Raw genomic sequence first — 15,605 nt, forward strand, 5'->3', positions numbered from 1 at the left:
TCCCAAAAGTTATTGATAAAAAGAAAAAAATCAGAGTGGAACGAGTTTATTAGGATCAATAAAAAAAAATACTAAGCGTATTAATTGGAACTAACGCATCTGAAACCTGTATGTTCAAGACTTGTATCAGTAGAGGTTTTCATTCTTGAAGTAACCCTGTAACCTTTACAATAGGATGCGTTGCACATAAATGACCCTCCGCGAACAACCTTTTTTGGTATTCTTGGCTCCATTGGATCATAACTATCTGGTGGACCAACTGGGTTGGTAGCTAATTCACCAGCTGCTTCATAATAATCTGAACGATACCAATCACTGCACCATTCCCAAACATTTCCAGCCATGTCGAACAACCCATAACCATTTGGTTTGAATCGTTTTACGGGCGCAAGGGCTTCAAAGCTATCCCAGTTTGTATTACTTATCGGAAAACTTCCCTGCCATGTATTGGCTTTGGCAATACCTTTTTCAATATCCTCATTGCCCCAAGGGTATAAATTATCTTTTAAACTACCTCTTGCTGCATATTCCCATTCTGCTTCAGTTGGCAAACGCTTTCCAGTCCATTTGCAGTAAGCCATCGCATCATCCCAAGAAATATGAACAACTGGATAATTATCTTTTCCAGTAATATCAGTTTTTGGTCCGTGAGGATGCTGCCAATTAGCTCCTTTCACCCAACGCCACCATTGAGCAACATTATCTAAACCATCAATGGTTTGAGGTTGATAAAATACTAGTGATGCGGCAACAAAAACACTATCTGGTGGCTTTGGGGTTCCTGCGGGAAGTTGTTTTTTCATTTCTTCCCAAACTGGCTTCCGTTCTGCAGTAGTTATATATCCCGTTGCATCCACAAATTTTTTAAATTCTGCATTTGTTACTTCACTAACATCCATCCAAAAAGAAGATAGCTTAACCTTGTGTTGTGGATACTCATCTTCATGCCCCTCTTTATCGTGAGCTCCCATATTGAACGCTCCAGCTGGAATCAAAACCATGCCGCGATGACTAACTTTATTGGCAACAAAACTAGAGGTATCATTTAATACCCCAAACCGATCGGGAAGATTTTGCTGACAAGAGGCCAAAGAATCTTGAATAATTCTTGTTTCTATGTTGCTCTTTGAATTGGAGCAAGCTAAAAAAAAGAGGGGCAGCAATGTTAATATTAAATTTTTCAATTTGCTCGTAGCTGAGATTGCCAACTTTTCAAAAAGAACAAGGATTACGATAAAATAATAAATCCATTGTCGAAAAAATTAGTCTTTAATCGTCTGATATTCGTTAATGTCTGGTTTTTATTTGTTTTAACATAAACTTGGATAAATCATCCGCTGCTTTATTGTTTTCGAAACTTTGTGGTAATCTTCCGTTGGTATATTCATTGTAAAGCCAAGGATCGCCAATGGCTAAAACAGTTCCCTTTCCATATTGAGAAATTACCATAGCAACCTCGCCCTTGGTAGTTTTTAAAATGGGTTTTGCTGTATGGCTAATGGAAATGGAAGAAGCATCTTTGATGAAAATCTTTTTGGAAGTTTTAAATATTTGGTTGCTTTTGATGTTTATTGCACCTTCTTCAAAATGAGCATCATCTACAACATGTAAAATTAAATCGTTATTAAATTTAAAGCCAAATTTTTCAGCTAAAGTATTAAAGTGCTCCAGATCTGCATTCGCTTTATCATTAGCTAAAAGTAAAAGAACGCCGCCACGTTTTACCCAGGCCGCTATTGCATTTGCATCCTCGGGGTTCATGTAGTTTGGTTTAGGATTATCTTTCAAGTTATCAGGATCTACAATGATGTAAACATCGCTTGGTGCCAATGTTTCTGCTGTTGGCTTTTGAAAAAGTACATTAAGTTCTTTTGCCCCATTATTTTTAAAGTACGTCCCCAAAATAGAAAAACCAGTCATTTCCGTATCATTCCATAAGTAATGAAAGGGTTGAGTTTGACCATCTGCGCCAAGCTTGGTTTCGCTGTTAAAATAATGATCTACTGTAACGGTTTGGCTTTGAACATAACCACTAATACTAATTATCGAAGCTGTTAAAATAAATTTTAAATACGTTTTTGTCATCATATAATATAGGTAAAATAAATTGGGCTTAGCCTTCTCCAGAATCTAATTTGAGGAGATATTCGGTTGGCATACAACCATAATATTGTTTGAAAGCTGTTGAAAAATACGATGGAGAGTTAAACCCACACATGTAAGTAACCTGTGCCATGGTATAGCGCTTGCTTTGCATCAGTTCTACGGCCTTTTTAAATCTTATCGTTTTAATAAAATCTGTTGCTGATTCTCCAGTTATTGCCTTAAACTTTAAATAAAGATTAGATCTGCTCATGCCAATCTCGCGACTAAACTTTTCTACTGAAAAATCAGAATCGGATAAATGTTTCTCCACGATATCTATAGCTTCCTTAAGAAATTCTTCATCAAGAGTGTTGAAGGCCAGATTTTGTGGAACAACTTCCCTGGTTCCGCTATAGTAATCTTTTAACCGTTTTCTGGCTCGCAACAGATTGGCAATTTTGGCGGCCAACATCTCTATTGAAAAAGGTTTTGTGATATAATCGTCAGCGCCCATTTCCAGTCCTTTAATCTGCTGATCGATTTCTGATTTTGCTGTAAGTAACATTACAGGAATATGAGAGGTGTTAATGTTCTGCTTTACTCGTTTACAAAAATGCAGACCATCAAGCTCTGGCATCATCACATCGCTCACAATCAGATCAAAAGTTTGTTCTTCAAGCATTCTTAACGCCATTAACCCATCAAATGCTACCGTAACCAGGTAATCTGTTTCAAAATATTCCCGCAAATAATCTAATATATCCTGGTTATCATCTACTAGTAATAAATGGCTTTTGTGCAAGCTATCCTTTTTAACACCTTCAAAGTCCTCTTGAATTTGTTCAGCATTTTGATCTGCGTTGCTCGATATAGCTTCAGGTACAATAGATAATTCATAAACTGGACTATCTCTTTTAGTGAAATCTCCATAGGCGGTATCTGAAGTTGGAATCGAAACCGTAAAAACACTTCCTCTACCGATTTCACTTTCGGCAGTAATAGATCCGTGATGAAGTTCAACCAGCCGTTTGGTAAAGGCCAGACCAACACCTGAGCCCAGGTTCATTTCCTGATTGTTAACCTGGTAAAAGCGTTCAAAAATTTTAGCAAGATCATCCTGACAGATTCCAACCCCAGAATCGCTGATTTTGATAATGGCATGATCCTCTGAAATGGATAAATCGATATTGATCAGATCTTCGTTTTTAGTGTATTTGAATGCATTGGAAAGCAGGTTGAATAATATTTTCTCCATTGCATCATGGTCAAAAAAGAAGGAAAGTTTAGCCTGGGTAGATCGGTAAGTATACTTGATGTTTTTTTGATCCGACAATGGCTTGAAGGATTCATATACCTCATGTATAAAACTCACAATATCGCCCCTTTCTACTTTCAAACGCCTTGTTCCCGTTTCCGTCTTTCTGAACTCAAAAAGTTGGTCGACCAGATTATATAACCGCTTGGCATTCGTGAGCATCATTTCATGGCGTTTAGTGACCGCTTTTTGCGCCATGGGTTTATTGATCATCTCTTCTAACGGAGCAAGGATTAATGTTAGCGGAGTTCTAAGTTCGTGCGAAACGTTCGTAAAAAAATCCATTTTCATCTGATTGATGTAGCGAACCTTTTCCTTATCTACACGCTCAAGTTTTAATTGGTGTAGTGCTCTAACACGTTCCGCAATCATTCTGTAAGCAACGTAACCTCCAACTACAACAAAAATTAATATTAAACTGTAAAACCACCAGGTGTTGTACCAGGGCGGCAGCACATTAATTTCCAAACTTCTTACCGCACTGGTTTCTCCATTCGGTCCAACGGCTTTGATTTTAAAATGGTATTTGCCTGCTTTTAGATTATTATAAACCACCTTCAAATCATCTGTTCGCTGCCAGTTTTCATCCACACCATCCAACATATAAAGGTAATGGGTTCTATTAGCTGAGATGTAATTGAAAGCGTTAAAACGCACACTAAATTGCTTAAAATCAGATGCAATGGAAATCTTATTGGTTTGATCCAACGGATTTTCGAGTATCTCCGTTTCATCGCCAATGTTAACCATTCTGCCTAATGCCTCAAGTCCGGTAAAGGATACTTTTAATGGCAAGGATTGTTGTTTAATATTGGAAGGATAAAAATAAGATAAACCATTGATTCCCCCATAGAGTAGCATGCCATCCTTTGCCTTACAAAAGGCATAATCATTAAACTGGTTATTCTGCAATCCATCACTTTCATTAAATGTTTGTACTGATTTGCTAGATGGATTATAACGAATAAGACCGCGGTTGCTGGAAATCCATAGATTTCCTTCCTGATCGGATTCGATTCCGTAAATGGTACCCGTTATGAAATCTTTCCGATTTCGATGCGTGATGAATGTTTGGCTTGATTCATCAAACAAACTTAAACCTTCCCTCGATCCAATCCATATTCGTTGATGATTATCTTCAGTGATACAGGTAATTACATCATCATTTAGTTGAGATTTCGAAGTATTTCCAAAGAGCATATTATCGGGATAAAGCAAGGTTACCCCATTGGTGGTACCGATCCAGATCCTGCGCTTACTATCTTCAAAAAGGTAAGTGATATCATCAGAGCTTAGTCTTTTACCAGCCTTATCCAAATGAATGTGAGAAAATATTCCCTTTTCTGTATCAAACTGATCAAGCCCTGATCGGGTTCCTACCCAAATTTTACCTTTATGGTCTTTTAACACACTGTATACCAAATCTCCGGCAATAGAATTTGGATCATTTTCATTGTGGAGATAACGCTTAACTGATCCTGTAGCTGGATTTAGAATATTCAATCCTCCGTTATGCGTTCCAATAAGCACTTGTTGACGGTTATCAAAAGCAATGGCTTTAATGTTGTTTGATGCCAATGAATTAGCATTTCGTTCATTGCTAGAGTAATAACTGATGGAGTTATTTTTTCTATCCCAGTAATTCAGTCCCTTATCATTAGTACCAATCCAGAAGTTGCCTTTCTCATCCTGACTGATTGCACTAACCACCTCATCATTTAAGGATAATTTACCCGTGTTTTGGCTCAGCAGGTTAAATTTAATATCATTACGATGGTAATAGTTTACACCTCCATAAAATGTACCTAACCAGATACCATTTTGTTTATCCTTGAAAAAACACCGCACCGAATTCTGGCTAATGGTGTAAGGTTGCGAAACCTGGTGGAAATAGTTATCAAATAGCCCCGAATTAGAATCAAGAATGGATAATCCTTTAAAAGTACCAAGCCAGATATTTCCCTCGGTATCTTTACCTACACTCCTTATGTTATTATCGGCGATGCTATTCGAGCTGGCCTGATGTAAAAAACTTTGTTTTTGTCGGATTTCAGGATTGTATCGAATTAATCCTGCACCTTCTGTAGCTACCCACCAAACATCGCCATCAAGATACACTTCATTTATAGATGCTTTTTCTGTACCGAGATCAATTTTTGATAATTGGTTCTTATTTCCCGACTTTTTAAAAAGCCCGACATCTGTTCCGATTAAAAGATCCTGTTTCCAATTGCCAATGTAAGCTATTTTCTTAATCCCATAATTGAACGAATCAAAATTGATCTCAGTAAAACTTTTCGAACCTGCCGACAATTTAAAAACGCCTCCTACAACTGATGTTGCCCAAAGATTATGCTGCTTATCCTCGGTAATGGAAGAAACATACCACTCCCCTAAACTACGGGGCAGTTTATAATTAACAAACTCATCTTTTGCATAATCATATCGGCTTACCCCTTGATTACCACCTATCCACAAATTCCCAGTATGATCAACAAATAAAGTGCGGATATAATAAGATTGAAGGCTATTTACTTTACCCTTAACTGGTCGGTAGATTTTAAAACCCTTGCTGTCATAGCGATTAAGGCCATCTTGCGTACCCATCCAAATAAAGCCAAGGGTATCTTGTTTTATCGAAAAAACTGTACTTTGAGAAAGCCCCTTACTCACTGAAATATTCCTGAAATGACGGTCAGTGATTTGAGCCTCCGCACGGGCAGTCATCAAAATAAAGCCAAGCACTAAAATGGCATTTATCCACATGAAATGGAACCAATTTGCAGCTTTTTGTATTATTGATAACTTCTTTTGAACCATGATCATTTAAATAACCTAAGGATTAACTCAAGATAAGTATTTTATACTTTTACTTAATAGGATAAAATTAGTTATTCCTGAAGCTAAACACTTTAAATTTTGATTAAAAAACTTTCAATAATGATCAATTCAAAACCGTTAATTGGCTTTATCATATTTTAAAACATCAGGTAGCTCATCCACCGCTTCGTTTTTGATAAGCTTCCCATCGATCATTTCGAGCAGAACAGAACTTCCCTTCAGGTTTGAAATAAAGGTTTTCCCCTGAAATTTGACTGGCAAATCACCATAAGTAAATAACGATTTGCTTTTCGACCCATCTATTATTAATGCAGCTCCTTTATTACCGTTTAATTGAGCCTTAATATTCCACTCTCCAACCTTCACTTCACAAATTCCTTCGTTATCGTTCGGTATTTTTACTACTTCAACCGCACCTGTTTTAATTTGTATGATGGTTAGAAACCTAAAATTCTTAGATGGTAAAGACGTAATGCCAGCATGCCACTGATTTTTGAAGTCTTTGATTTTGCCCTCATCATCAGTTACCTTATTCCAGTTTTCTGCAGGTTCGGAAAATTGATTATGGACGACCAAGCTAATTGGAGAGTTGGCAAAAACCGTTGCTAAACTGCTTACTGAGTCATTTTGAGTAATGAAATCCTTTCGATTAGCTGAATTTGAAATCTCTGCTAGAATTTTACTGTACGGTGCATGAAATTGAGTGGTCCATTTTACAGGTTTGTTTGCTGACAATTCATCATAGAGCACAACATATTCGCCAGCAAGCTGAAGCATGTGTCGGCGATACAAGGTTACTCCAGATTCACCATAAACATTTCCTTTATTTGGCTGAGCCTTGATCTGATCAAAACGGTTTAACCAAAATTCACTTTGAATCTTTCCGTAGGCATTGCTAGCATCCCCCAAAGCGTATTGAATATGGTTACCACTGATTGATCGAGGTACCCAACCATAACCTTCTTCCCCAATTTTTTGACTGATGCTATCGGCTAAAATTGTAGAATATGCCCTGGAACTTCTATAATAAAAAAGGTTATGCTTATCGCTAAAATTGCTGTAATAACCACTTCCACCAAAAAGTACTTTTCCTTTATAATTTATGGTAAAAGCATTTTGTGATGCATGTCCGTGACCTGATGCACCAAAAGGACTGCTTAACAAATAACTGCTTAAACTACGGCTGGCATCAGCGAGTTTTTCATGCATGGCAACAACACCTACATCGCTGAATGTCCTGGCTTTGGATAAATCGTCAAAAGATTTTATAGCGATCTTGCGGTCTGGCTTGTAATTTAAAAGTCTAAACAGCAGATAATCATCCGTTCCTCTAAAATATTCAGGATTATCGGCTTTTATCTTCGCTACATAATTGTTTAGATAGGGATTATTTACTTTAAGACTTAGTGCATCTGCAAACCAAGCTTCGCCTTTCACAATGTATGGAATGTTTTCCCACATATCACCCGTTGCGGTCGATGCGGAACCATTTGGATGGGTATAAATCAGGTAATAAGGTAAGTTTTGCATCCAGGGGAGCTTAAAATAATCTACTCCACTAAAATCACCAAACATTTGCGACAGGTAAATAATGGATTTGAAGTTGACCCTAAAATACCCATTTCCTTCATGCCAGCCACCATCCGTAGTGCCTAAAACTGGGAACCTGGCCGACCAGACCTCATACATATAAGTCAACCATTCTTTTGCCTCGGGTACTTCATTGATTACTGAAACTGTTGCAATTGCCAGGTTCCTTAAAGTAATTTGCCAAACATGATTATCGCTCACATGAAGCTCAAAACGGTTTGGAAGATGATCATAAACCCTTTTTGCCCTTAGTGTAATGATATTTTTTAAGCGGAGCCTTTCTTCTTGATTTAAATAATCATAACCTGCATCATAAAACCAGCCTAAAGCTTCCAGCACTGCGCCACTGGTAAAATCATCGCCAGTAGCCAACCCATTCGGATTCATGTTGGCAATATTCAAGGCCCTTCTTTTTGCATCCAGAATAAAACGTTTGTCTTTGGTTAACTGGAAGGCAATGCAAAGATTTCTAACTGGTGTGCCTACCGCATCACCAAAGCCGTGGTACATGCGTTCGATAATAATCTTTTTTTCCAAAGGCGTTTTACCTGTGGTATCAATAATTCTTTGAGGTTTTTCAACAGGAAGCGGTTCCAACATCAATTTTTCAGCAAATGCAATAAACTTTTTAGCTTCAGGATTATGGAGATTTCTATTGTAAAAATGTTCCCCAATCTGGTTCATGTTCCACAATAATGGGTGTGATCCTTCATTCCGTTTTAGCACCGTTTCTATTGATGGAGAAACTTGTAAACTGGCGTATTTGGGATCTATTAAAAAGTTGTAGGTTTCAGACCAAATCCAATTATTGCTATTTTTAAGTGTGTAGCCGTATTTCCAATACCATTTACCAGGTTTTAAGGCCTGATGCAGTGGATAAACTGCCCAACGCTGTTCTTTACCCGATATTACGTTACTTTTGAAATTTGGATCAGTAGCAAGCATGACCTTATACTTTACATTTCCGATATTGGGATCTTCTGGAACCTCACTGCCACTTTCCATAGGCAAAACCTTGGTTTTACCGTTAGTGCCTGGCCATAATAAGGCCGGAGCGTTGGTTGGAACCGTTATACCATTAGCTGGATATGGCCACTCCCGCACTCGGGCATGAAGTTTTGCTTCATTAACTTGTTTTACACCAAACTGCTGTGCGAAGGAGTTAATCGAGAGCAAGGAAATAAAAACTGCTATAAAAATTTTCATTATAATATATTGAGATACTTTACTACAAACCTGAATTAAATTTATCGCCATTTTTCGTGCACCATTGCTTAAGGTGATTTCTCATTTTTAATAACTTGTTTTTGCTTGCATTTTCCTTTGCCAGATTATGCATCTCTCCAGGATCTTTTTTCAGATCAAAAAGTTGCTCACGCAGAATCCCCTGATTATAAACGATATATTTAAAATCCTTTGTAATTACCGCTCTTCCGCTGATACCCAGCAGTTCTTCGTTATCGGCAAAATCGGTTTCTATGACTAAGGTATCACGGAGTGATAAGCTTGGATTACTCATCCTTTTACTTAAATCTGCTCCTTTCAAATTACCTGGCTTGTTTACAGCGGCAAGCCCACAAATTGTTGGAATAATATCTACGCCGTTGCAAACCAGCATATCATCTGTACGGGGTTTCATTGACCCATCCATTTTGGAAATGATAAAGGGGACTTTCGCGGATTCTTCATATAAAATCTGTTTCTGATTCCAGCTATGGCCTGCATATCCGTCGCCATGATCTGCAGTAAAAATGATGATCGTATTTTTTTCCACGCCATATTTTTGAAGCGATCCTAAGAGCATTTCGATATAACCATCCACTTTTTCAACCAAACGGTTATAAGCCCATCGATATTGCCGCCACTGATCTCCAGTCCAGCCTACTGATGGGTAAGTGCGCAAACCCACTGTTTTTTGCTGATCCCTTACAATTTTCGGTTCCAGTTCGGGAATTCGCCAGTTTGAAGGTAAAGGTGGGCATTCCGCTACAGGTGGGGCATTTGCTAAAACATCCATCTTTAATGTTTCACCCCTTGCCCACTCGCAAATATCATGGGGATTTAAAAAAGAAGCGAATAGCAAAAACGGCTTATCTTTATTTTCCTTAATAAACCTGGCACAAAAGGATGGAGTTGCCGCGTCGTTATAATCCAAAAAAGAAGTATTTTCGATGTATTTAAATCCGTGTTGACCTACTTTGCTTGTGGGTACAGGTAAGTGCCACTTGCCTACATAGCCAGTTTGGTAACCTCCATTTTGAAATATTTTACCCATCATAAGTAAGCTATCTGGCCATTGTCCATCTTTTTCTGGTGCATTGCCAATAAAACCTGTTTCATGAGGCATTTTGCCGCTAAAAATTGAAGAACGCGATGGTGTACACAGCGGCTGCGCACAATAAGCCTTGGTAAAACGAACGCCATTTTTCGCAAGTTTATCCATAGCAGGGGTTTTTAAATATTTGTTCCCCGCAGCACTAATGGCCTCAGCAGTCTGCTGATCGGTCATAATGATCAGAATATTTGGCCGTTTTGGCGATTGGGCAAGAGCATATATTCCTAATAAAGAAAATATGATCATAAAAATAATCCCTTTAAGGGAAAACTTTTCCTTGCCAATAACGTACAATTTCATTTTTTGTAAATTTAAAATCCTGGGTTTTGTCTGGTAATGTTCTTATTCACATCCAGCTCGTTTTGAGGAAGCGGATAAAGTTCATGTTTACCTTTCACAAAATTTGTACTTGCTACATACGCATATTGCGAACGAATGGCTTTAACAGCATCCTGTGTTGCTTTTATCTTATCGCCAAGTAAATTCCATCTAATCAGGTCAGATCGGCGCATACCTTCGAAGCACAATTCCCACGCTCTCTCGTTTTGAATTCTTAGCAGAAAGGCATCCTTAGACAATCCTGTTGGTAAATCTACAGTTGCGTTTGTACGCTTGGTTTGCAATCCAGCTGTTAGTACGGCCCCAGTACCCACCCCGTTAATGCTAAGGGTTGGCGGTGTTGTATAGCCACTTCCTGCATTTAAAATCGTAACGGCTGATATTCGTCCAGACGTGATTACTGGTACTGCATAAGCATCCACGCCCGAACCTGTAATGCTGATTGTTGTAGCAGCTGTATAGCCCGTACCTCCAGCACCAAGCGTAATTGTAATACCATTTCCTGGAGTGTTTGTTGCATACGCTCTTCTTCTCACTGCATTGATGGCATCATAAGCTTCAATAGTTGGCCCATTATTCAACTCGTTATCAATCTCTGCTTTCATCAGCAAAACATCTGCATAACGCATGGCAACATAGTTGATGTTTGTGTAGCTTCTTTCCAAAGCTGAGTTTTTTTGATATTCACGGCTCCACTTTCCTGGCGTCCAGGTTTCATCTTGTCTCGCCGTTAACAGTGGTACACGATTTCCGTTAGCATCCAGGCTATATCTGGCAATCGAAAAATCACGACGAAGGTCTCCGTTATCAAAACTGCTATAGAAAGATGCAGGAACAAAAACTCTATTTAAAGTGCTACCGTAAAGTCCATTAGCCGTTAGGCCTGCATTAAAAAAACCAAAACTAGAACTCGACGTTGTGGTAACTGCTGGCGTGTAAAAAGAAACTTCAAAAAGACTTTCCTTTGGTTCGAATACCTGCTGTGATTGGTTTTTAAAAACCTGGCTATAACTATTGTTTAATTGGTATAGACCAGATCCAATAACCTCATTTACCTGATTCTGTGCGATCTGATAATATTTTATATAATCATTGGGCCTTTGCATGGCGCCGTTGGCGCTCAGTGAATATCCCCCCGCAAAAAGTGCAACACGAGCCAATATTGCCTTTGCACCAAATTTATTAATCCGTTCATCGGTAGGTAGAGATGCAGGCAACACCGCAATAGCTTCTTGCATATCCTTAATTACCTGCTCATAAATTGCAAAACGATCGGTAAGGGGTAATCTTAATTCATCACCCGTAACCGAACTTTTTGTTTTAAAAGGCACATCGCCCCACAACCTAACCAATTCTGAATAATAAAATCCCCTCAAAAACTTGGCTTCTCCCACCATTCTATTTAGATCGGCTTTTTCAGCAACCGATCCATTTGTGTATAAATTCATTTGCGGAATACGTTCTATCACTACATTAGCACGGTCTATTCCAGCATAAAGGGTCGACCATGTATTGTAAAACATTGAGTTTCCAGCCAGATAATAGTAGTGTGAAACCTCTCTAAAGTCATTAACAGTAGTTCCTGGACTTAAAAACTCTGCATCTGTGTCAGCATCATATACCAAAGGAATATTCCATGCGTAGGTATTTGGACTTTTCATAGCTTCATAAACACCAAGTGTAGCTGAGTAGGCTTCACTAACCGATTGAAAATAATTTGCAGAGGTAAAAGACGAATAAGGAGTGGTTTCTACCATTTTTTTGCAGGAAATCAGTGGCATTAGCCCAATCAATCCAACGACTAAAGCCTTTCTTATATTAGTATTTTTCATTTCAATCAATATTAAAGGGATAAATTTAAACCAGCTACAAAAGATTTGCCTCTTGGATAGGCGCTGAAATCCACGCCTGGCGTTAATGGATTATTAATTACACTTACCTCTGGATCATAACCAGAATAATTGGTAAATACATGGAGATTATATGCAGTAAAATACACTCGGGCATTTTTGATTTTTACTTTCTCCAGCCATTTCTTTGGAAAAGTATAACCTAGACTTATATTATTGATTCTTAAGAATGAACCATCTTCTATCGCATAACGGGTTAATCGACCTCCTGTAACCCCTGCAATAGAGGCTACCGTGTTTTTTCCCCTGTTTAATGCTTCCAACTCAACAGGATTGATTACCAGTTGGCCCGCTGCGTTTACATTGGTCCATCGTTCAGCTTGGAAAGCAAGATTACTATTATATTCACCTGAAATGGCCAGATTATTTTGAATGTTAGCGTTATATATATCATTTCCGTAAGTAAAATCCAGGAAGATGCTCAGGTCAATGCCTTTATAGCTAAAATTATTGTTTATACCGCCTGTAAACTTAGGATTCGCGTTGCCAATTACCGTACGGTCGAAATCATTAATCAGACCATCTGGCGTACCATTCGGGCCACTTATGTCGGCATACTTAGCATAACCTGGCTGAACCACGGTACCATTATTTACCACACCCGTTTTTAATGTATATGTGTTAGTAGTGGCATTAAAATTAAAGTCATTTACCTGATACAATCCATCGCCGATATAACCGTACATGATGCCAACAGGTTGTCCAACTTGTAAGATATAATCATTAAAAGCTGTATTATAACTACTTACCAATAAAGAACTTTCCTCATTGCTTAATTTTAAAACTTTTGTCCTGCTGAATGCAATGTTGAAATTTGTATTCCACTGGAAAGCGTCCTTTTTAATATTAATGGTATTTAAAGTAAATTCGATTCCTTTACTCGAAGTTTCGCCAATATTTTGGAGTTGAGTGGTAAAACCAGAGCTGGCAGGAATACGCGTATTATAAAGTAAATCTTTAGAACGGTTATCGTAAATATCTGTAGTAAGGGTTATTCTTTGCTTCAATAAACCCAAATCTAAACCCACATTACGTTGCACCACCGTTTCCCACTTTAAAAATGGATTAGATAGATTAGACTGATAAGCAGTGCTGATAATCTGATTGTTTAAAGGATAGTTACCCGTAACAAATGTACTCAGCGATGCATAATTGGCAATTCGGTTATTACCCGAACTTCCATAACTCACACGCAATTTCAGGTCAGAAAAAATCTTGTTTCCTTCCATAAAAGGTTCTTGTATAATCCTCCAGGCAACTGCTGCTGATGGAAAATAGCCAAATACATTCTCAGATCCGAATTTGGATGATCCATCTCTTCTTAACGAAGCACTCAATAGATACCTGCCTTTGTAGGCATAATTTCCCCTGGCGAAGAACGATAGAAGTTTATCATCCTCGGCATAAGATGTTGGAAAACCCGCAACAGTACCAGCGCCTAAATTATCAAACCCATTGTTAACTGCAGGAAATCCACTTGCGGAGGCTGAAAAATTTTCTAAATAGCTGTAAATGTATTCCTGTCCTACTGAGATATCCATTTTATGGTCACTCGCAAAGGTGTTGGCGTAGGTTAATACGTTATTGAAAGAAACACGTTGAGATAGCGCATCACTAATGCTTCCATTTGGTCCGCCTGCACGAATCGCCTGAATGTTAGTCGCATCGATGAATGTTTTGATCTTATTGGTTTGACTGGTATAGCTAATCAAGCCATTGTAGGTCAGGTGGTCAATAATATTATATCTTGCAGTTGCACTGGCGTTTAAACTTTTTATAGATTGTTTGATTTGACGGGAGTTAAGCGCAACCAGAGGACTTTGGAAAGCTGGACTACCTTGGTTATCCAGCGGATCAATGGCATCATCCAATAAATCTAGATTATTACTATTTTTTCCGCTTATCGGGCGGTATTGAAGTAAGGTTTGTAGAAAACTCAATCTGGCGTTACCCCCCGTTTGTGTTCCTCCGGTTCCATAAATTGCCTGGTTTGAATAATTCACAATACCAGTTACCACGCCTTTTTTCCCTATATTGTTGGTTACAGTAAGTTTCGCGATATCTTTATTTGCACCACTATTCAATAATAATCCATCATTGTTATTTTTAGAATAAAAAAGGTTGTATCTGATCTCACTATTCCCTCCATTGATGCTCACCTTATGATACTGACTCATTACCGTTTTACCTAAAACCTCATCCTGCCAGTTAATTCCAGGTCTATCGCCATAATTGATCTGTAAGGAATCAAAAGAACCATAGGTATTGATAAATCGTTGAAGCCTTGTGGCATCGCGAACTGAATTTTCATAAGCATACTGCGCATATTGAAGCGGACTAAGAACAGGTAGATATTTGCTTGTGATTCTGGCGCCTACATATCCGTCATAGTTTATAGTGGTTTTACCACCCTTAAGTTTTTTGGTAGTTACTAAAACAACTCCATTGGCTCCACGGGCTCCATAAATTGCAGTAGCAGAAGCATCTTTCAATACATCGATCGATTCCACATCCATCGGATCTAAAAAAGCTAACCCTTCAGTTTGTGGCACGCCATCAACCACATACAAAGGTTCATTGCTTTGGGTTATAGATGTTCCGCCTCTAATTTTTATAGATGGTTCAGCCCCAGGATCTCCACTCCCAACGCTTACCTGCATTCCAGCAATCCTGCCTTGTAAAGCCTGCGCTACGTTTTGAACAGGAACTTTGGCTATTTCTGTCCCGCTGATGGATGACACTGACCCCGTTAAACTACCACGGGTGGTTTCCTGGCCATATCCTGTAACCACTACTTCGTTAAGTGTATTGGATTCATCTTGCAATTTGGCATCTATAACAGTTCTGTTATTTACGCTGATTTCTGTCACTTTTGATCCAACGTACCTGTAAACGAGTATTGCATTTGCAGGCACTTTTATTTGATAAGATCCATTTTCCGAGGACATTACTGCATTCTTGGTTCCTTTTTCAAGAATTGTCGCACCTGGGATAGGTTGGTTAGTTCCATCTCGAACCACGCCTTTTACCATAATCACATTTTGAGCTTGTGATACGGTAACTAAGCATAGCAGACATAACATAAGTACGATTTGTTTCATTTCAGTTAGGTTAGTTTGGTATTTATTCTAGAATATGTTGGTTAGTTTATTTTTATATTTTATTTGCTAAAACTTGATTGCAAATATTT

At 38.4% G+C, this 15,605-nt stretch carries 7 protein-coding genes; all 7 read right to left on the bottom strand.

Annotated features, from left to right (window positions below; translation table 11 throughout):
• Positions 1 to 80: 80 nt before the first annotated feature.
• Positions 81 to 1,091 carry a formylglycine-generating enzyme family protein gene (locus ACZZZI_RS21405; RefSeq protein WP_424058249.1) on the bottom strand — a complete coding sequence of 337 codons (1,011 nt, stop codon included), beginning with the start codon at positions 1,089 to 1,091 and terminating at the stop codon, positions 81 to 83.
• Positions 1,092 to 1,287: 196 nt separating this feature from the next.
• A complete protein-coding gene (locus ACZZZI_RS21410) occupies positions 1,288 to 2,088 on the bottom strand; it encodes a DUF4350 domain-containing protein (protein WP_463491294.1) in 801 nt (266 codons plus the stop codon).
• 25 nt (positions 2,089 to 2,113) lie between these two features.
• Positions 2,114 to 6,220: a hybrid sensor histidine kinase/response regulator transcription factor gene (locus ACZZZI_RS21415; protein ID WP_463491296.1), complete on the bottom strand. Its 4,107-nt coding sequence runs from the start codon at positions 6,218 to 6,220 to the stop codon at positions 2,114 to 2,116.
• Between the two features lie 138 nt (positions 6,221 to 6,358).
• Positions 6,359 to 9,037, bottom strand: coding sequence for a DUF4962 domain-containing protein (locus ACZZZI_RS21420; protein ID WP_463491298.1), 2,679 nt, complete (start codon positions 9,035 to 9,037; stop codon positions 6,359 to 6,361).
• 22 nt (positions 9,038 to 9,059) lie between these two features.
• Positions 9,060 to 10,466, bottom strand: coding sequence for a sulfatase family protein (locus ACZZZI_RS21425; protein ID WP_424057337.1), 1,407 nt, complete (start codon positions 10,464 to 10,466; stop codon positions 9,060 to 9,062).
• Positions 10,467 to 10,477: 11 nt separating this feature from the next.
• Positions 10,478 to 12,337: a RagB/SusD family nutrient uptake outer membrane protein gene (locus ACZZZI_RS21430; protein ID WP_463491301.1), complete on the bottom strand. Its 1,860-nt coding sequence runs from the start codon at positions 12,335 to 12,337 to the stop codon at positions 10,478 to 10,480.
• Positions 12,338 to 12,348: 11 nt separating this feature from the next.
• The gene (locus ACZZZI_RS21435; protein ID WP_463491303.1) at positions 12,349 to 15,516 is read right to left on the bottom strand and encodes a SusC/RagA family TonB-linked outer membrane protein; all 3,168 of its coding nucleotides are present in this window, start codon (positions 15,514 to 15,516) and stop codon (positions 12,349 to 12,351) included.
• Positions 15,517 to 15,605 lie beyond the last annotated feature (89 nt).

It is taken from the genome of Pedobacter sp. AC190 (assembly GCF_979258025.1).